The organism is Asanoa iriomotensis (assembly GCF_016862515.1).
In the GTDB taxonomy this organism is placed as follows: domain Bacteria; phylum Actinomycetota; class Actinomycetes; order Mycobacteriales; family Micromonosporaceae; genus Asanoa; species Asanoa iriomotensis.
Genome location: NZ_BONC01000053.1, coordinates 36,318 through 55,009, shown reverse-complemented (window position 1 = coordinate 55,009; position 18,692 = coordinate 36,318). Strand labels below are relative to the sequence as shown.

Sequence of the window (18,692 nt, the reverse complement as noted above, 5' to 3'; positions counted from 1 at the left end):
CTTGCCGTCGCGGTTGAAGTCACCACTGAAGATCAGATCGAACTGGCTCCACCCGGTGCCCACCCGGATGGGCTGTCCCAGAATCGCGTCAGTGGTGAACGACCCGGTACCCGGGTACAGCCACAACTCGCCCGTGGTCGCGCTACGGGCCATGACGTCATCCTTGTTGTCACCGTTGAAATCACCAGACACACCCGAGGACGACCCGGACTCCCGCCACTGGTCCACGGTCTCTCCGCGAAGCACGCTCAACAGAGCCTTTTTGTTGTCGAGGCTCGTGACCTTGTCCCGGTCCTCGCTCAGGTGGATGTGCCAAAGGTGCGAGCTGTCAGACGTGGCAGAACGGCCGTAACGGAAGTCCCAGCCTTCGACGGAGTCGTCAGAGTCCGCCTGGCCGAAGAACTCCCGCCATCCATTGAGGCGCGGGTCGTTCGCGTCCTTCGCAGAGGCCAGCAGGCGGTTGGAGAAGCGGGCGATGTTGCCGTAGTTGACGGCGAGCGTCCTGGGTGGCGTCGGCTCAGTCGAGTGGGCGTCGAAGGTGCCGACGAAGCCCTGTGCTTCCGGGAAGGTCCAGTCGTACGCGGCGGCCTTGTCCGACGGTCCGCCCTGGTCTTCGGCGTCCCTGACGGAGTAGTTCTCAGGATCGTTAGCGCTACGGGTGTTGTGGTAGCCCGGCTTGTTGGCGTAGATGCCGCCGTTCTGCGATCCAGGCTGAAGAGCCAGCAGCTGCTCCATGAGCCACCACGACGCATCGGTGATCCTGGAGGGGTTCGGGTTGGCGGCGGCATTGGCCGGTGTCGGGCCCATGACGATCCCGGGGAGGATCGTCAGCGGCGCAAGCACGGCGAACGCGCTTGCCAACCTCGCCCTGCCGCGCACGTAGCCGTAGTTGTTCTGGCCGATCCGTTTGCGGTGCACAGTGGCCGCCTGCGACGGTGACCGCAGCACCACGACTGACCTCATGGTGGTGGCCGCCACCGCCGCCAGCCAGAGCCCGATCCGCGTGGCGCGGGTGGTTCGCTTCATGCACGCTTCTCCTCATCGCGGGCCTCGTTCGGGCACCGCACGTGCACGGTGGCGACCGGGCCTATGCGCGACCTATGCGCGACCTGGGAGGCGACAGCGCCGGCAAGGGGTTCCCGCTTGGCTGTACAGGGTTGCCGGTGATGGCATCAGCCGGGCACGTGCTGGCCGACGACATCGCGTCGCTAAGGGGTCAGTTTCACCGTCGCAACTACTGGCCCTGCGCGTTGGTGGTCAGGGCGTCAACCAGGACGGCGTCGCGCGTCCCGTGGATCAGCGTCGGGGTCTCTTGGCAAGAACCGTCGTGCCATAGACGAACGCTGTTGGTGATCACCGAGTAACGGAATGTATCCGCCTGGGTGGCGACCGCGAGCCGCGGCATGACGCGCGGTCGTGGCGCCTTGGACGTTGTACGTCGGGCTTCAGCTGGCTCGTCGCGGCAGCAGCTGCCTATCCCGTAGTGGCACCAGACCTGCGCGACGGTGGGGGGGGTTGCCCCTGCAACGAAAGCTCTTCCGTCCATTGTCGATCTTAGGGTGGTGCGCGACCACAGACGACGGTAGGGTGGCCACGCATCGGCGTAGGTCTGGGTCCTCGCGCGCCGGTTTCTGGGGTTGCCAACGATTGGACAGTAGGTTGGCGTATTCGCGTGCCGCCCGTGGCAAACACGCTGACGCGCAGCTCAGCGAGCGGGCCGGAACTTCCGACTACCGCCGGGAGTCGATCAAGCGGCGGGTGATCAGGCTTGTGCTGATTCCCAGCGCGGCAGCGTTGGCGATCAGTCTTGCCGCGTCGGCCTACCTGGTCTTCAACGGTTTCTACAACCGTGCGGTGGCCAACAGCGTGCGTCAGGTCTCTATCCCGGCCGTGCCGGCTCTGGCGTCCGTCCAGCAGGAACGTGCGCTGAGCATCATCTATCTGACGCAGCGGAGCCGCGGGCTGGACGGCCTGCTGGAGCAGCGTCAGCAGACCGAGGAGCGGCTCGGCGCGCTGCGTGTCGCGGCCGAGAACGCCCTGAGTCTTGCCCCGGAGTCGATCACGTCCCGGTGGGCCAAGCTGACCGGTTATCTGGATCGGCTTCCGACCGTGCGCAGCACAGTGGACTCTCGGACGGGCAGCCCTGCGGATGTGGCCGCCTTCTACGACGAGTTGTTGGCGGCCGCGACCGACCTCTTCGACACGCAGGCGCGGGTGGTGCCGGACGCTACGGCGGCGCAGGGCGGTCTGACCGCGACGGATGTGTTCCGGGTCAGCGAGGCGATGTCGCGGGCGGGTTCCCTGATCAATGGCGCGCTCGGGTCCCGGACCCTCTCGCAGGCGGACTACCTCGAGTTTGTCCAGTTGGTGGGCGCCTACCACAACTTGCTTCAGACCATCGAGCCCCATTTGGAGCCCGGCGCGCGGGCGCGCTACGTCGCGCTCGTCGAGAGCGACCCGTGGCAGCGGCTGGGCCGCGTCGAGCAGTCGCTGATCGCGGCCGGAAGCTGGCGCGACGGTGTGCCGCGCAATGTGTCGCTCGACCGCGGCGAGTGGGAGTCGCTGACCCATGAGGTCTCACTCGCTTTGGCCGATCTGACCGTGCAGCAGGCCGACGAGGTGTCGGCGCAGGCCCTGAGCACGGGCAACGAGCAGCTGTTCATCGCGTCCCTGGCGAGCGCGATCGCGCTGCTGCTGGTCCTCCTGGCGGCGGCTTGGGCGGTCCGACAGTCGCGGATCCTGGTCGACCGGTCGCTGTCGATCCGGCTGGAGCGGCTGGCGAAGGACGCCGCCGAAGTGGTAAACCAGCAGCTCCCGACCATCATGACTCGGCTCAGCCGAGGCGAACAGGTGGACCTGAGTGTCGAGATGCCTGTGCCGCAGTACGGTGCGGACGAGATCGGCCGGGTCGGGGAGGTCATCCAGCAGGCGCTGCAGGTGGCCGTGAAGGCCGCCGCGGATCAGGCGACGCTTCGGCAGGCTGCCCAGGTCATGCTGCGTGGAGTCGCACATCGGCCACAGATGCCGTTGCAGGCGGCACTGATGGTGGTGACCGAGATGCAGCGGCAGGTCGGCGATGCCAAGATGTTGGGGCAGCTGTTCGACGCACACCACAAGCTCGCGCAGACGCGTCGCTTCCTGGAAAATCTGCTGATCCTGTCCGGCGGTCAGGTGGGCCGGAAGTTCCGGACTGCCGTGCCGATCCGGTCGGTCATCAAGGCCGCGCAGAGCGAGTCCCGCGACTACGAACGGGTGGCTGTGCGGACTGTGCCCGATGTGGCGCTGGCGCCGCAGGCCATCACCGATGTCCTGCACCTGTTGGCCGAGCTCATCGACAACGCGCTGCAGTTCTCCCCACCGGGCTCGGAGGTGACGGTGACGTGCAACGTCGTCGAGAACGGCGTCGCGATCGAGGTGGAGGACCGGGGCCTGGGCATGGAGCCCGACGAGTTGCGGCGGCGCAACGACCTGCTGGTCACCGGTGCCACACCGGATATCACGGCCCTACGCGACGGGTCGACAATCGGCCTCCATGTGGTCGCGGAGCTGGCCAGGCGTGAGAACGTGCAGGTCACGCTGCGCTCCTCGGCGTACGGGGGCACCCTGGCCATCGTGCTGGTGCCGAAGGCGTTGATCCTCGCCCCGGGAGCGGCGCCGGTCGACACCGACGCGGCTCGGCAGCCGGCAATGGCCGGAGTCAGCGCGTCGCCGCCGCAGTTTCGCGACGGGGCCGTCGCGTCCCCGCCGCAGATTCGGGCAACGCCCGCGCGCGCTGCCGGCTACGCGCAGCCAGCCGGGCGGTACCCCGCTGTCGCTTCCGCGCCGCCTATGCGCGAAGAGGCCGCACCCGAGCCGCGTGATGGCGTGCTGCGCACGCCGCAGGTCAGCATGTTCCCGGTCGGCACGTCTGCGGCCATGGTCGCGAAGGACGAGCCTCCGTCCGCCAGGGCGGGCCGTCCGGTGCTGGAAGGACGGGTAGTGCCGGAAGCCCCTGCCCTTGAGGAAAGCGGGCCGGAGGCCCAGACCCGTCCGCGACTGCCGAAGCGATCCCCGCAGGCGCATCTGGCCGACGGCCTGCGCACCGAGGGTCCGAGCGCCGCCGAGGAGGGCCTGGCGACGGCCGACCAGGCAGCCGCAGTGGAGACCTCGTTGGCCCGCTTCGCGCGTTTCCGTAACAACCTGCATGCCGGCACCTCCGCCCCCGAGGTCCCGGGTCCCTCAGCCGACCAAGGAACCCCATGACGATGAACCCTGCAGCCCGACAAGACCTGACGTGGCTCCTCGACGACTTCGAGACCAACCCGGGTGTCGTCCACGCGATGGTGCTGTCGGCGGACGGCATCAAAATTCAGAAGTCGTCGTCGTTGAGTGACCAGGAAGCCGAGGTGCTGTCGGCGAGCGCGAGCGCGCTCTACAGTCTGGCCGGGGGTTCCGGCGAGCGGTTCGGCAGCGGGCCGGTGGGACAGGTCCTGATCGAGTATCAAGGTCAGCAGGGACATGTGCTGCTGATCGTGGCGGCGGGCAAGAACGCCCGGCTGGCCGTGCTGTGCGACTCGACCGTCGACCTGGGCAGCATGGGTTACGCCACCGCCCGCATGGTCCGCCAGGTCGGCCAGGTGATGGGAACCCCGGTGCGGGCGACGGCCCGGGACGGTCTTCCGGCATGACCGACGGTTGGGACGACGCGGAGAGCCTGGTGCCGCTTTACGTCCAGGTGAAGGGGCGCGCTTTGCCGCGCGCGCAGAGCACGCTGGACATCAGCACCCAGGTCCTGGCCATGCCGATGGATCCGAGCCGTCTCGAACCGGAGGCCCGCCGGCTCTACGAGCTGTGTTACCGCTGGCAGTCGGTCGCCGAGATCAGCGCCCATTTGCGCCGCACTCTGACCAGCACCAAGGTGCTGGTGGACGTGCTGCTGGAGGAGGGCTATCTCACCGTCGGGGCGGAACGTCCGATGGAGCAGCGCGAGACGCTGCAACTGGTCCTCGATGGCCTCCTGAACCTCTGACCGAAGGGCTGAAGAAACGGTGCACCGGTCCGTCAAGATCGTGATTGCTGGTGGTTTCGGGACCGGCAAGACCACCTTGGTAGGTTCCGTCAGTGAGATCGAGCCGCTGACCACGGAGGAGACGCTCACCTCTGCCAGCGTCGGCATAGACGACCTCGCCGGCGTGGAAAGCAAGCGGAACACGACGGTGGCGCTGGATTTCGGGCGCATCACCATCACTGACGACGTGGTGCTGTATCTGTTCGGCACGCCAGGACAGGACCGTTTCTGGTTCATCTGGGACGAGCTGTCCCGGGGCGCGGTCGGCGCGATCGTTCTGGTGGACACGCGGCGGCTGGCCACCAGCTTCGCCGCGGTGGACTACTTCGAGCGGCGTGGCATCCCGTTCGTGGCCGCGGTCAACCGATTCTTCGGCGAGTGTCCGTACACCGAGCCTGAAGTGCGCGAAGCTCTTGAGCTCGGTCCCGACGTGCCGCTGGTGTGGTGCGACGCGCGGGACCGCGAGTCCAGCAAACAGGCGCTGGTGCGGCTCGTCCAGCACGCGTTGAGCCGGATACCGGCGGTCGCCTGAGGCAGGCTGGTTACCGCAGGGGTTCCAAGCGCACCTTGAAGTGCCGCAGGACGGCCGGCGCCGACACGATGCGGTAGCCGGTCACCTGCTCCGGGTCTTTGGCGATCTCGCCGAGCACCGCTGCCACGTACCGCAGGTGCTCCTCGGCGTACACCCGGCGGGGGATGGCGAGCCGGACGAGCTCGAACGGTGCTGGCCGCACGAGCCGGTGGTCGTCGTCCATGGTGCCCAGATACAGCGAGCCCAGCTCGGCGCACCGGATGCCGCCGTCGAGGTAGAGTTGGCAGGCCAGCGCATGTCCAGGGAACCGCTCGGCCGGCAGGTGCGGCAGGAGCCGCCCGGCGTTGAGGTACAGCGCGTGGACGCCGGCCGGCTGCACGGTGGCCACGCCGGCATCGTTGATCATTTGAGCGAGCCGGGCGGTGGCGGCGGCCCGTGCCTGCAGGTAGGCGGGCTCGAGAACTTCGCGGACACCCACCGCGAGGCGTTCCAGGTCGTGTCCGGCGAGGCCGCCGTACGTGGAGAAGCCCTCGGTGGCGATAAGGTTCGCTTCACACCGGGCGTGCAGGTCCGCATCGCGCAGGCCGATGAACGCACCGATCGATGACAGCCCGTCTTTCTTGAGGCTCACCACGCACCCGTCGGCGAGCTCGAACGCGCGGACCGCGATGGCGCGCGGCGTCCAGTCCTGGTATCCGGCTTCGCGCCTGCTGACCAGCCAGGCGTTCTCGGCGAACCGGGCGGCGTCGAGGAAGAAGGGCACACCGTGCCGCCGGGCCAGGTCCGCCGCGGCCGCCAGGTTGGCCATCGACACCGGCTGCGCGCCGAGGCCGTTGTTGGTGATCGTCATCAGCACCAGCCCGACGCGCTTCCCGTCGGGTCCGGCGAGGACCTCGGCCAGCCGGTCCAGGTCGATGTTGCCCTTGAACGGCGCGGGGCTGTCGAAGTCGAGAGCCTCCGGGCAGGGCAGGTCCAACGCCTGCGCCCCGACCAGCTCCACATTGGCGTGGGTGGTGTCGAAATGCGTGTTGGAGACGCAGATCTGCCCGGGCTTGAGCAGGGCACCGAACAGGACGCGTTCGCCCGCCCGGCCCTGGTGCACGGGCAGGACGTGGGGGTAGCCGGTCAGGTCTGCGATCTCCTCCCGGAAACGGAACCAGGACCGCGCCCCCGCGTACGATTCGTCGCCCCGGGCCGCCGCCGCCTCCTGGTCGGCGGAGGTCGCGCCGGTGCCCGAGTCGGAGAGCAGGTCGATGGTCACCTGGTCGGCACGCAGGTTGAAGGGGTTGTAGCCGGCGCTGGCCATCGCCTCCCGCCGTTGCCCGGCATCGAGGAACGGGATCGGTTCGACCACCTTGATCCGGTAAGGCGGCAGCATCGTCACTGGGTCTATCGTCATGACTCGCTCCTCGACGGCTCGACGATCCGGGTGGGCATGGCCGCGGCGCCGGGTGGTTGCACCCGGTATGCCTCGGCGGACAGGTACACGGTGACCCCCGGCCGCGGCGGGCCAAGACGAAGCGAGACGTGGGCAAGCAGCCCGACGCCGTCGCGCAGTCGCCGGGACGTCACGGCGGCGAGGGCCTGGTCCAGGTAGCTGATGTCGAATCGATAGCGCCGCAGCACAGCAGCGACACGCTCGTACGCCTCACCGTCGTCGGTGACGTAACCGCGGATCGGCACGTACAGGCTGTAGCCGACCGGGTAGGTGGCACCGGCCGTGAAGGTGTAGCTGCCGATCAGCGGTAGGCCGGCGAAGACGTCGACGCCGTCGCCGGCGATCCTGCAGAACTCGCGCAGCTCACCGGGGTCGACGTCCTTGACCGCCGCGGCCGCGTGCACCATGTCGTCGGCGGTGGCGTCGTGATGGGCCAGGTAGAGCTTGACCCGGGCGTGCGGCCCGTCGTGCAGATCCAGGGCGAAGAACGCAAGCCGGTCGACCCCAGCCAGTGCGCGGTCGCGCATGCGGTCGACTAGGGCGGGGTAGGAGGCCGCCAGTCCGAGCAGGCCAAGCCCCTCCTGGACCAACTCGGTCGCCCTGTCGGTGCCACGGATCTCCGGATTGAAGTACACCTTGAGCTCTGGTCGCCGGGCGAACACCAGCGAGTGCCAGAGCGTAAAGGCGGCGCGTGGATCGTTCGGCATGAACAGATGACGCACCCGGTCGAACGCGGCCAGGGACAGGGTGAGTCGGTCCGCCTGCGCGCGGACGAAGGCATGCCCGGCGGCGAGATGGGCGGCCGGCGTGAGCACGTCAGCGGGCGCCTCGGCAAGGATCCGCAGGGTCGGCGGCGTCCCGGCATGGAATGCGAGCGAGAACTCGACGGGTGTGTGGTCATCGGCGATGCCGGACGGCCAGGCCGGCGCCCGGTCGAGCGGGCGCGCACCCGCCGGTCCGAGCAGATCAGCGAGCAGCCGACCGGCGACGGTCGGGTCGGTCCTGGTCAGGATGCTCAGGCGGTGCAGCTGACCCGCCAGGCGATCGAAGAGGGTTGTCTGATCCATGCGTTCCCCTCCTGGCTCGATCCGTCTCCGGGCCTGTTCGACCTGGCATGAATCGGCACGGCCAACCCTCGAAGATGGTGGTCGACCGTGCATCGTTGATCGACAGTAAGGGCACGCACATCGGAGTTGGTCCACATCGATTGGGAGAAATATCACACAGTGCCCGCAGGGAAATTCGAAGCGTTACATCGACAATCAAGGATGCATACGCGCTGCCAGGCGCGGCGCGGATGAACTGCGATCCTTCTCGTCCGAGTCCTGGGTGCGCCGGCGACAGACCACGCCAGCGTCTTCACTCAGCGTGTCGGCTGATCTCCATCTTCCAAAAAGGATATTGCGGCTCGGGGCGGGCGGGGGCGCGGTCCTACCGCGGCATGGACCGGTGCGGCGGGGCCGTTGGATCATGTCCTAGGCTGCGTCCTCGTGGACGAGCCGCGCGGGTCAGGAGTTCTCCGTCATCAGGCGCTGCACGAGGGGTTCGTGGCTGCCCGAGGGCCCCAGCACGGGTTCGCCGAAGCCATCGACCGGCACATCGATCAATACTTCGGGCCGGTCGAGTTCGTCTATCACGAGTTCGCCTCGCACCTGGTCGGGGTGCACATCTACGTGGTGGCACCGACCGAGGAACGGCCGTACCGCACGCTGGTCACGTCGGGCATGAGCGAGTTGCCGATGACCGTACCGGCAGGCCACGGCATCAGCCCCTACGCGGAACTCATGATCAGCCTTCCGGACGACTGGCCGCTGACCGAGGGATCCGGGTTGGGCGAGCCGGCGGGATGGCCGCTGCGACTCCTCAAGCAGATTGCCCGGCTTCCGCACGAATACGGGACGTGGATCGGCGAATGGCATTCGGTGCCGAACGGCGATCCTGCGGAGCCCTACGACGCGGACACCGCGTTCGCTGGAGTCGTGGTGACGCCGATGCTGCGGGTGGCACCCGAGGCCCGAACGATCGAAGTCGGCAACGGCGCTCGCATCGCCCTGCACGCCCTGATCCCGCTGCACCCGGACGAGCTGGCGGTCAAGCTCGAACGAGGGACCGACGCGCTGATCGAGGTGCTCGACCGAGGTCGCCTAACCGAACTGCTGGACCCACGCAGGCCGTCGTACGCCACACCTTGATCCGTCCAAGCCGCCGTCATAGGGGTGATACAGCCAGCGCAGGCCGACGTCTGCGACGAGCACGTTGCCGATCAGATCGTCGGCTACCTTCGCAACAGCACGTCCAGCCGCGACGGGGCCACCGGATCAATCAGATCGCTGGTCATGAGAGATCCGCGCGATTGATCCACTCCATGGTCGCGAACAGGTTCGGCCTAGGGACCACGAAGGCCACCTCGACCAACGTGGACTCTCTCGCATTCTCGACGACCTGCCGCCACGGCTGGCCGAAGTCGAGCGGCTCGTCGAGCCGTTCATGGCCGTGCCAGAACGTGCCGTCGTCGGTAACCGCCCACAGTTGGAAGTACAGCACCGCCTGGTCGTGGTCGGCCAGGTCGTTGACAACGTCTGCCAGCCGGGCAGAGGGCCAGGCCCGTTCAATGCTGCCGGCAGGCGTTCGCAGCGACGCCGTCAACGGTGGCAGGACCTCCCGCCGTGCTCCCAGCACCGTCAGCGCGTGGCGGATGGCTACCGCCTCCGAGGCGTCAGGCCCGTCGGCGCTGCGTCGCTGCTGAAGATACGCCTCGCGCAACGTCGGCACCGCCTCCCGGATGCCGAGCGTGGCGATCGCCCACGCCGACCAGTCGCGAACCGTCTCGTGCTCACTGCCGAGCAGGTCGATCAACGCGGGTCCCGCAGCGGAATCCCCGACCTGCTCGAAGACCTCGATCGCGGACAGCTGGCCGGACCGGTCCAGCGATCCGACGGCGGCCGCCAACGGCTGAACCGCCTTGCTCCCGATCGAGATCAGCTCAGCCTTCGCGTCCTCGGCGATCTCGGTCGAGTCGTCGTCCAGCAGCCCGACAAGTCGCGCGATCTCGCCCGCCACAGCCACGAAGTCTGCCGCACCCACCAGACCCCACGCCAGCGAGATCCCGTCGCGATGCCGCGCTCGCTGTCTCGACGGACATTGGGACAAGGCCATGCAAGGAATCCAATATGGATAGTGCAACGACCAGGGAGACTCGTGCGCACCCGCGAGACCCGTGGGATTCGGCGTATCGCCGGACCGCACGCCAGCGGCGTTCCATACTGGGTGAGGAAGCTCTGGCGACCAGGAGCATAATCATGCACACGCGACACACACCGGTCAGCGAGCTGGGTTCGCTGGGGCTGACGATCGCGCGTTATGGGCTCGCTACCGTTTTCGTTTGGGTTGGTGGGCTCAAGTTCGTCGATTACGAGGTCCAGAACGCCGAACCGCTCGTGAAGGGCAGTCCGCTCACCTCTCTTCTGCGTAAGAAGCTCGGTGCGCACGGGCTCGGTCGGCTGGTCGGCGGCACGCAGGTCGGGCTCGGGATGCTCGTCGCCGCCAAGCCGTTCGCGCCGCAAGCGTCCGCGGTCGGCAGTCTCGGGGCCGCGACCATGATGGTTGGCACACTGAGCTTCCTCGTCACGACGCCCGAGGCCTGGCAGGACCGGCGGTTTCCGCAGCTTTCGATGCTCGGTGAAGCCCTGCTCAAGGACAGCGTCCTGCTCGGCGCCTCGCTCCTGACGGCCGCGGAGTCGCTGCGCGCAGCGCAGGCGCGTCGATGAAGACGATCGCTGACTGGCGAGCGGCGCTCGAGGCCGGTGACGCCGAGGCCGCCGGTGCGTGTCTGGCCGACGACGCGGTGTTCATCTCGCCGCTGACCGACAAGTTCCGTTTCCGTGGCCGCGCACAGATCACCGACGTGCTGCGTTCGGCCGTCGAGACGTTCGACGACGTCCGCTTCCACACCGAGGTCGGCGACGGCACGGCGTACGCCCTCGTCGCGGATTGTCGGGTCGGGAAGCAACTGGTGGAGGAGGCGCAACTGCTGCGCCTCGACGACGCCGGTCGGATCGTCGAGTTGACCTTCTTCGGTCGCCCGCTGCCGGCGCTCACCGCCTCCATGGTCGGTCTCGGCCCGCGCATGCTGCGCCGGCAGGGCAAGCCGCGGCTCGCCCGTCTCATCGGGATGGCCGTGCGGCCGCTCGACGTGCTGACCCGGCTCGGCGAGGAGCGGATCGTGCCGCTGGCCGACCCGAACAAGACGCCCCGCTGACAACGCCTTTACCTTCCTCGTACGCGATTGGCCTAGCCTCTCCCGCATGGCAGACCGCGCGAGGATCGCCCACCTGCTGCGCCGCGCCACCTTCGGACCGACCGCCGAGGAGGTCGACGCGGCCGAGCGGGCCGGATACCCCGCTACGGTCGAGCGACTGACGCAGCCGGCCGACGACGACCCGGGAGCGCCGGTCTTCCCCGCCAGAGACAGCCCCGGCAAGGACGCGACGCGCGAGCAGCGCCAGCAGTTCAACCAGGAGCGCCGCCAGCAGGTGACCACCGCCGTCGAGTGGTGGCTCGACCGCATGGTGACGGCCGAGCACCAACTCGCCGAGAAGATGGTGTTCTTCTGGCACGGCCACTGGGCGACCAGCGCGCAGAAGGTCAAGGTCGCCCGGCTCATGCTCGGCCAGCTGCAGACGTTCCGGGAGCACGGCCGCGGCGACTTCACCGCGTTCGCCGAGCGGATGGTGCGCGACCCGGCGCTGATCGTCTGGCTCGACGGGCAGAAGAACACCGTCAAGGCACCCAACGAGAACCTCGCGCGTGAGCTGATGGAGCTTTTCACGCTGGGCATCGGCAACTACACCGAGAGCGACGTCAAGGCCGGCGCCCGGGCGTTGACCGGTTGGACGATCGACCGCGCCACCGGCACCGCGCGCTTCGTGCCGCGCCGCCACGACCGCCGCGCCAAGACGATCCTCGGTCAGACCGGCGACTTCGACGCCGACGGGTTCGCCGCGCTCGTCGCGGGCGAGCCAGCCGCCGCGACCTTTCTCGCACAACGGCTCTGGTTCCGCTTCGCGAGCAACGACCCGATCCCCGATGGCGTACGCGAGCGCCTCAGCGCGGCGTTCACGGCCCGGCGAAACGTCGACGACCTCCTGCGCGCACTGCTGACGGATCCCGATTTCCCCGGCACCGGCGGCCAGCTCGTCAAGCAGCCCGTCGAGTGGGCGGTCGGCGCGCTGCGGCAGCTCGGCGTGCGCCCGGCCCGCCTCACCGACCAGCAGCGCAAACAGCTCGTCAGCGGGCTCAACGGGCTCGACCAGGTGCCGTTGCGGCCACCGAGCGTCGGCGGCTGGCCGGCCGGCGCGGCCTGGCTGACCACGAGCTCGCTGCAGGCCCGGCTGCGGCTGGCCGAGCAGTTCGCCGCGTGGGCGGCGCCCGCCGTCAAGAACCGACTCAAGGCGGCGCCGGCGGCCGGACGGACAGAGGCGCTGGCCCGGCTGCTCGTCGTCGACGGCTGGACCGACCGCACCCGGTCGGTGCTCGCGGGAGCTACGGACAAGCCCGAACAGCTGCTGCGGCTCGGTCTGGTCAGCCCCGAATACACCGTCCACTGAGGAGCACAAGCATGGATACGCTCACCAGACGGAAGTTCCTGATCGCGAGCGGAGTGGTCGGTGCCGGTGCGCTGGCGGCCGGGGCCACCGCGTACACGCTGAAGGACATCCTGGCGACGGCCGGCGACCGTCCCGCGGACGCCGGCACCCTCGTGCTGGTGACCCTCTACGGCGGCAACGACGGCCTCAACACCGTGGTGCCCTACGCCGACGCGTCCTATCAGGACGCCCGGCCCGGCATCGCCTACGACGCCGGCGAGGTGCTGCGGCTCGACGACCGGACCGGCCTCAACCCGGCCATGAAGGGCTTCCACCGGCTGTTCACCGACGGCCGGCTGGCCGTCGTCCGCGGTGTCGGCTATCCCAAGCCCGACCGCAGCCACTTCCGCTCGATGGACATCTGGCAGACCGCCGACCCGGTGCGGCCCGGCACGACCGGCTGGCTCGGCCGCTGGCTCGACACGGCCGGTGGCGACCCCCGCCTCGCGGTCAGCTTCGAGCCGGCCCTGCCACCGCTGCTCGCGGGCGCCACCAGCGCCGGCGCCGCGGTGCCGACCGGCGCCCGCCGCCGCGCCCCGGGCGTGACCGGCTTCGGTGCGGAAGCCGCCGGCGAACCGCCGCTCCAGGCCCGCGCCGCCCGCTGCTTCGCCGACCTGGACCGGATCGATCAGATGATCACCGAGGTACGCGACGCGCAGCCCGACGACCCCGACGCGGACGACGACGGCGGTGACCCGGCCACCGGCACCGGCGGGCGGGCCGAGCTCGGCGCCCAGCTCGACCTGGTGGCCCAGTGCGTCGAGGCGGGCGTGGCCACCCGGGCGTTCTCCGTGTCGCTCGGCGGCTTCGACACCCACGCCGACGAGAAGCAGCTCCAGGAGATCCTGCTCGGCAAGGTCGACAAGGCGGTGACCGCGTTCGCCGACCGGATGGCCGGCCGCCCGGTCACGGTGGCGGTCTACTCGGAGTTCGGCCGCCGGGTGCGGGCCAACGCCAGCGACGGCACCGACCACGGCACCGCGTCCAACGTGTTCGTCCTCGGCTCCGGCGTCCGCGGCGGCCTGCACGGCGAGCAGCCGAGCCTGACCGACCTGGACGACGGCGACCTGAAGCACACGGTGGACTTCCGCGACGTCTACGCCGGGCTGTTGAGCGACGTGCTCGCCACCGACCCGGCCGAGGTGCTCGGCGGCTGGACCGGTCGCCTCGCGCTCACCGGCTCGTGAGCCACGCCATCGCGTCGGGGAACCGGCGCAGGACGGACACGTGCCCGTCCACATCGGAGGCCCGCAACGTGGCAGACGGGATCTGCCGGGCGAGCCACGCCCCGTGTGCCGGCGGGACCATCCGGTCGCGCGTGCCGGTCAGCACGAGGACCGGCGCGCTGACCGCCGCCGGGTCGAAGCCCCACGGCGCCACGTAGGCCAGGTCGTCGTCGGCCGCGGCCGTCGGGCCCTGCGCGATCGCCGGCCGCACCACGTCGAGCACCCACGACCAGTCGGTCGCGAGGGCGTCCTCGTCGGCGTCGCAGAAACCGATGTCCGGGTCGCCCGGCGGCTGCTCGCCGAATGACTGGCGCGCCTCCGGGCCGGCCAGTGCCGCGTGGAACGCGGCGGCCGCGCCCGGCGCCATGTCGCCGAACCAGTCGAGGCCCTCCGCGCCCCACGGCGCGGGGCTGGACCCGATCACGACGCCGGTCACCCGCTCCGGCAGCAGCGCGGCGACGGCCAGCGCGTGCGGCCCGCCGCCGGAATGCCCGACCACCCCGAACCGGTCGAGCCCGAGGAGGTCGGCGATCGCGGTCGTGAACCGCGCGGCCGACGACACGTCGCGCCCGGGCACGCGCGTCGAGGGGCCGTATCCCGGCCGGTCGTAGGAGACCCAGCGCACGCGCTCGTCGAGGAGCGGCACCGGCGGTGCGCCGAGGTTGGGCGTGCCGTGGTGCCAGAACACGGTGTGCGGTGCGGGCCGGCCGGTGTCGTAGACGTGGAGGTTCTGGCCGTCCCCCAGGTCCAGATCGAACTCCTTGGTCACCCGGCCGAGCGTACTCCTGGCTGGGCCGACAACCGACGGTTGGCGACGGAGACGAACATTCGTTGGACCGGCCGCGAAGATTGCTGATCTGCTGTTCCCATGGAGATTTTCGTTGGGAGGCAGTGATGAGGGTCCTGTTGGCGGGAGCGTCCGGCGTGCTCGGGCGGCACATGTCCGCCGCGCTGGTCCGCTCTGGGCACGAAGTGGTGGGGCTGACCCGGTCGCCCGACGGCGCCCGCCGGCTGCGTGACGACGGCGTCGAGCCGGTGGTCGCCGACCTGCTGGACCGCGACGGGCTGCTGCGCGCCGTCGACGGCCAGCGCGCCGACGCGGCCGTGCACGCGGCGACCGCGCTGCGCAAGCCGCCGATGCGGCACTCCGACATGACCGCCACGGATGCGTTGCGGGTGTGGGGGAGCCGCAACTTCGCCGAGGCGGTCCAGGCCGTCGGCGCCCGCCGGCTGGTCGTCGAGTCGATGCATTTCGGTTACGGGTACGGCGACTTCGGCGACCGCGTCATCACGGAGTCCAACACACCGTGGGCGCCGCCGGGCCGGACCCCGGCTCTGGAGCGCCACCTGGAGGGCTTCCGGGTCAAGGAGCACGTGGCGTTCCACACCGAGGGCGTCGAAGGAATCTCGCTGCGCTTCGGCGCCCTCTACGGCCCCGGCTACGGCGGCGGTGGCAGCGACGCGATCGTCGAGATGCTGCGCAAGCGGGCGCTGCCGGTCGTGTCGGAGCGGGTGCGCGGCTCACTGCCGTGGACCCACCTCGAGGACGCCGGCACCGCCACGGTCGCGGCCCTCGAGCGCGGCCGACCCGGCGCGGCGTACCACATCGTCGACGACGAGTCGGCCTCGATGACCGCGCACGTCAGGTATCTCGCGGAGACGTTCGGGACGCCGAAGCCGATGACGGTGCCGTTGTGGGTGATCCGGCCGGTCGGGCCCTACCTGCACGCGTTTCTCACCACCGTGGCCCGCCTCTCCAACGCGACGGCCCGCGCCGAGCTGAGTTGGGAGCCCGTGTACCCGACGTACCGGGACGGCATCAAGGCCCTGCGTTGACACCGCGGCGGGATCGGCCATCGTGGACGGGTGGACTTCGATCTCGGACAGGTACGCGCGTTCGTCGCGGTGGCCGATCTCCACCATTTCGGCCGAGCGGCGAGCCGGCTCAACCTGACCCAGCAGGCGCTGTCCAAGCGGATCCAGCGGCTGGAGCAGCTGCTCGGAGAGCCACTGCTGACTCGCGACAGCCGGGCGGTGGAGCTGACCGAGGCGGGCGCGCGGTTCCTGCCGCACGCCCGCGCGCTGCTGGTCGCGGCGGACACCGCGGTGGCCGAGACCAGGTCCATCGTCCGGCCGCTGCGGGTCGACGTCTGGGCGAACCGCCACGCGCCGCTGCGCTGGGTGCAGCGCATCGGCGTCACCGAGCCCCGGCTGACGTTCGAGGTGAGCATGCGGCGCAGCGTGTCGGCCGCGTTGGACGCCCTGGCCCGCGGCGAGGTCGACGTGGCGTTCGGCCGGGTGCACGACCTGGGCCGGCCGGTGCCGGCCGCGGTGGAGCGGACGTTGGTGTGCCTGACGCCGATGGGAGTGCTGGTCGACGGGCGGCATCCGCTGGCCGGGGCCGCGTCGGTGCGGCCGGGCGACCTGGCCGCGGGCGGCCTCCGGCATCCCGCCGCGACGGGTGCGGCCGAGCTCACCGGCTACTACGAGCACTTCGCCGCGCGGTTCGCGGTGCCGTTGGTGGCCGGCGGCTCGAACATCGGCATGGAGCACGCGGTCGACTACCTCCGCGACCATCCGGACCGCGCGATCCTCGTGCCGGTCGACATGCCGATGGGTGCCGACGCGGGTGTCCACATCGTCCCTGTCATCGAGCCCGTGCCGCGCTGGCCGTGGTGGCTGCTCCAGCGTCAGGACGATCCGAGCCCCGCGGTCGCGTTGCTGCGGCGCCGGTTGTGGGAATTGGGGCGGGCCGAGGGCTGGGAGCCGTTCGACCCGGCCCGCGACTGGCTGCCGGAGCCGGACGCCGCCGCGGTTTAGGGTCAGATAATGCTCGGGACCCCGTTGCGGCAGGCCAGGCTCGCGCTCAGGCCGAGGACCTTGATGGTCACCCGGTCCTGCGGGCCGGAGCGCTGGTCGGCTGGTTCGAGGACCTCGACCTGGTCGCCGACGCAGCGGGCGGTGATGTCGAGGCCGAGCACCGGCAGCTGGACGGAACGGCCGGGCGTGGGGCCGGGGTCAGGTGCCTCGGTCACCGGGTTCGCGCCTGAACCGGTGCCCGGGCCGCGGGTCGCCTCGGGTGTGCCGCCCGCGTCGGGGGCGGAGTCGCCGGTGTCCTGACCCGCGGAGCCCTGCTCGTCTCCGGTCGTGCCGGCGCGAGTCGGGGAGGTGCCGGTCGGGGTCCCGCCGGTGGGACCCGGGCGCGGCGCTGCCGATGTCGTGGCCGCCGGCGTGACCGGGCCTGCGGCGTCGGCGGTGCCCGCGGGGTCGTCGCCGGGCACCAGCAGCGCGGCCACCACCGCGCCGGCGACCAGCAGCCCGCCGGCGCCGGTGAGCAACATGGTCCGCCGCCGGGCGGGCCGGCGCACCGGTGCGGCCCGCACGACCTCCGTGGTCAGCTCCGGGTCGACCGCCGGGCGACCGGCATCCATCACGTCGACCGCGGCCGGGCTTTCGATCGCGGCGACCGGACCGGCCGGCGCCGGGTCGTCGTCCTGCGGTGGCGGCACGATCCCGGCCGCGGTGGCGAGCACCTCGGCCACCTCGGCGGCGGTCGGCCGGTCGGCGGGCTCCTTGGCCAGGCAACGGTCGCAGATCGCGTTGACCTCCGGCGGGATGCCGGTCAGCGGCGGCAGCGGTTCGGGTTCGACGTACACGTGCGCGTCGATCATCTGGGTCGTGGTGTCGGCCTCCCAGGGCAGGCGGTCGGTCAGCGCGCGGTAGATCAGCAGGCCCAGCGCGTACACGTCGGACGCGGGTGTGACCTGCCCGAGGGTGAGCCGCTCGGGTGCGAGGTAGGCGGGCGTGCCGAGGAGCAGCCCGTCGGCCTCGAGCTCGTCGCGGCCGACCACCGCCGCGATGCCGAAGTCGACGACCTTCGCGCCGGACGGCGTCAGCATCACATTGGACGGTTTGACGTCGCGGTGCACCAGGTCCTGGGCATGCGCGGCGGCCAGTGCGGAGGCGACTTCCGAGAGGGTACGCAGGGCGACGCGCGGCGGCAGCGGCCCGTCCTCGAGCCGCTGGGCGAGCGTGCGGCCGGGCAGCAGTTCCATCACCACGTAGGGCACCTTGGCGCCGTCGTCGGTGGCCTCGCCGTAGTCGAAGACGCCCGTCACGTGCGGGTGCCAGAGCCGGGCGGCGGCCCTGGCCTCGGCACGGATGCGCTGGCGCGCGGCGACGCTGACCGCGTGCCGGTTGGCCAGCACCTTGACGGCTACCGGGCGCTGCAGCACGAGATCGTGAGCGCGCCACACGACCGACATGCCGCCGGCGCCGAGTCGGTCGTCGAGTCGGTATCGCCCGTCGAGGACCTGTTGGGACCGCACCCGCACAGCTTGCCAACAACGCGCGGAAATGGCATCCCGGCGACGGGACTGCGATCGACGGGCGTGATGACCGTATCGTGCCCTGTTGGGACAGAGGAGATAGGTTGGCCAGGTGCTTCGCGACGCATTGATCCGGCCCTTCCGCCGGATCGTGCGCTGTTCTGTGCGGGTTGTGACGGGTTTGGCGGCTTTGGCGCTAGCCGCAGGGATCGGCCTGTCTGCACCCGCCGCGCCGTCCCCGGCCAGCGCCCCTTCGCCCGTGGCCGCAATGGCATCCGAGCCGGCCGCCGAGGACTTGATCGTCGTCGAGGCGCCCACCCCGGTCGTCGACCACGGCACCGACCCGGCCCCGGTCGCGCACCCGGCGGCCCGGCCGCCCACCGCGACGCACCCTGCGCAGGCCGCGCCCCGCGCCCCACCGGCGATCGACGACACCGCCACCCGCTGAGCACCGCTCGGCACCCGTCGTCCCCCTC

At 70.5% G+C, this 18,692-nt stretch carries 18 protein-coding genes and 2 pseudogenes; 12 read left to right on the top strand and 8 right to left on the bottom strand.

The features are described from left to right. The 3 genes and pseudogenes from Air01nite_RS41340 to Air01nite_RS42065 all read right to left on the bottom strand — a co-directional run. Positions 1-192, bottom strand: a 192-nt coding sequence (locus Air01nite_RS41340; RefSeq protein ID WP_275408315.1) for an FG-GAP repeat domain-containing protein, incomplete at its 3' end; no start/stop codon positions are given. A gap of 21 nt (positions 193-213) precedes the next feature. Next, positions 214-480 (bottom strand): annotated as a pseudogene (locus Air01nite_RS42000) (hypothetical protein); the annotation flags it as partial. 74 nt (positions 481-554) lie between these two features. Continuing rightward, a pseudogene (locus tag Air01nite_RS42065) lies at positions 555-861 on the bottom strand (hypothetical protein); the annotation flags it as partial. 798 nt (positions 862-1,659) lie between these two features. Here Air01nite_RS42065 and Air01nite_RS29495 point away from each other — a divergent pair. From Air01nite_RS29495 to Air01nite_RS29480, 4 genes are read left to right on the top strand one after another with little or no spacing between them, the layout of a single operon-like run. Continuing rightward, positions 1,660-4,242, top strand: a complete 2,583-nt coding sequence (locus Air01nite_RS29495; RefSeq protein WP_203706606.1) for a sensor histidine kinase — start codon at positions 1,660-1,662, stop codon at positions 4,240-4,242. 2 nt (positions 4,243-4,244) lie between these two features. Next, positions 4,245-4,667, top strand: a complete 423-nt coding sequence (locus Air01nite_RS29490; protein ID WP_239091052.1) for a roadblock/LC7 domain-containing protein — start codon at positions 4,245-4,247, stop codon at positions 4,665-4,667. Further along, the gene (locus tag Air01nite_RS29485; RefSeq protein ID WP_203706604.1) at positions 4,664-5,008 is read left to right on the top strand and encodes a DUF742 domain-containing protein; all 345 of its coding nucleotides are present in this window, start codon (positions 4,664-4,666) and stop codon (positions 5,006-5,008) included. Before Air01nite_RS29490 ends, Air01nite_RS29485 begins: the two co-directional genes overlap by 4 nt. A gap of 19 nt (positions 5,009-5,027) precedes the next feature. Beyond that, a complete protein-coding gene (locus Air01nite_RS29480) occupies positions 5,028-5,579 on the top strand; it encodes a GTP-binding protein (RefSeq protein ID WP_203706603.1) in 552 nt (183 codons plus the stop codon). A gap of 10 nt (positions 5,580-5,589) precedes the next feature. On the opposite strand, the gene Air01nite_RS29475 is transcribed toward Air01nite_RS29480, so the two are convergent. Both Air01nite_RS29475 and Air01nite_RS29470 read right to left on the bottom strand, forming a co-directional pair. Further along, positions 5,590-6,978, bottom strand: a complete 1,389-nt coding sequence (locus tag Air01nite_RS29475; protein ID WP_203706602.1) for a tryptophanase — start codon at positions 6,976-6,978, stop codon at positions 5,590-5,592. Next, the gene (locus tag Air01nite_RS29470) at positions 6,975-8,084 is read right to left on the bottom strand and encodes a tryptophan dimethylallyltransferase family protein (protein WP_203706601.1); all 1,110 of its coding nucleotides are present in this window, start codon (positions 8,082-8,084) and stop codon (positions 6,975-6,977) included. The genes Air01nite_RS29475 and Air01nite_RS29470 overlap by 4 nt, the downstream gene beginning before the upstream one ends. Positions 8,085-8,564: 480 nt before the next feature. Here Air01nite_RS29470 and Air01nite_RS29465 point away from each other — a divergent pair, with 480 nt between their 5' ends. Continuing rightward, a complete protein-coding gene (locus Air01nite_RS29465) occupies positions 8,565-9,209 on the top strand; it encodes a suppressor of fused domain protein (RefSeq protein WP_239091051.1) in 645 nt (214 codons plus the stop codon). 142 nt (positions 9,210-9,351) lie between these two features. On the opposite strand, the gene Air01nite_RS29460 is transcribed toward Air01nite_RS29465, so the two are convergent. Beyond that, positions 9,352-10,263, bottom strand: a complete 912-nt coding sequence (locus Air01nite_RS29460) for a HEAT repeat domain-containing protein (RefSeq protein ID WP_239091050.1) — start codon at positions 10,261-10,263, stop codon at positions 9,352-9,354. 53 nt (positions 10,264-10,316) lie between these two features. Between Air01nite_RS29460 and Air01nite_RS29455 the strand changes: the two genes are divergently transcribed. The 4 genes from Air01nite_RS29455 to Air01nite_RS29440 are packed head-to-tail and all read left to right on the top strand — an operon-like array spanning position 10,317 to position 13,849. Then, positions 10,317-10,784, top strand: a complete 468-nt coding sequence (locus Air01nite_RS29455) for a YkgB family protein (protein WP_203706599.1) — start codon at positions 10,317-10,319, stop codon at positions 10,782-10,784. Continuing rightward, a complete protein-coding gene (locus tag Air01nite_RS29450) occupies positions 10,781-11,275 on the top strand; it encodes a nuclear transport factor 2 family protein (protein ID WP_203706598.1) in 495 nt (164 codons plus the stop codon). Before Air01nite_RS29455 ends, Air01nite_RS29450 begins: the two co-directional genes overlap by 4 nt. Positions 11,276-11,321: 46 nt before the next feature. Then, on the top strand, positions 11,322-12,623 hold the full coding sequence (locus tag Air01nite_RS29445) for a DUF1800 domain-containing protein (RefSeq protein ID WP_203706597.1): 1,302 nt from the start codon (positions 11,322-11,324) through the stop codon (positions 12,621-12,623). Positions 12,624-12,634: 11 nt separating this feature from the next. Continuing rightward, positions 12,635-13,849 (top strand): DUF1501 domain-containing protein, encoded by a 1,215-nt coding sequence (locus Air01nite_RS29440; RefSeq protein ID WP_203706596.1) that lies wholly within the window; start codon positions 12,635-12,637, stop codon positions 13,847-13,849. Here the strand turns inward: Air01nite_RS29440 and Air01nite_RS29435 are convergent. Then, positions 13,836-14,657, bottom strand: coding sequence for an alpha/beta fold hydrolase (locus Air01nite_RS29435; RefSeq protein ID WP_203706595.1), 822 nt, complete (start codon positions 14,655-14,657; stop codon positions 13,836-13,838). The genes Air01nite_RS29440 and Air01nite_RS29435 overlap by 14 nt on opposite strands. A gap of 125 nt (positions 14,658-14,782) precedes the next feature. Here Air01nite_RS29435 and Air01nite_RS29430 point away from each other — a divergent pair, with 125 nt between their 5' ends. Then, a complete protein-coding gene (locus Air01nite_RS29430) occupies positions 14,783-15,724 on the top strand; it encodes an NAD-dependent epimerase/dehydratase family protein (RefSeq protein WP_203706594.1) in 942 nt (313 codons plus the stop codon). Between the two features lie 30 nt (positions 15,725-15,754). Continuing rightward, entirely contained in the window at positions 15,755-16,708 is a 954-nt protein-coding gene (locus tag Air01nite_RS29425; protein WP_203706593.1) for a LysR family transcriptional regulator, read from the top strand. 2 nt (positions 16,709-16,710) lie between these two features. Here the strand turns inward: Air01nite_RS29425 and Air01nite_RS29420 are convergent, their stop codons facing one another. Next, a complete protein-coding gene (locus tag Air01nite_RS29420; RefSeq protein WP_239091049.1) occupies positions 16,711-18,216 on the bottom strand; it encodes a serine/threonine-protein kinase in 1,506 nt (501 codons plus the stop codon). Between the two features lie 268 nt (positions 18,217-18,484). Here Air01nite_RS29420 and Air01nite_RS29415 point away from each other — a divergent pair, with 268 nt between their 5' ends. Then, positions 18,485-18,664 carry a hypothetical protein gene (locus Air01nite_RS29415; protein ID WP_203706592.1) on the top strand — a complete coding sequence of 60 codons (180 nt, stop codon included), beginning with the start codon at positions 18,485-18,487 and terminating at the stop codon, positions 18,662-18,664. Positions 18,665-18,692 lie beyond the last annotated feature (28 nt).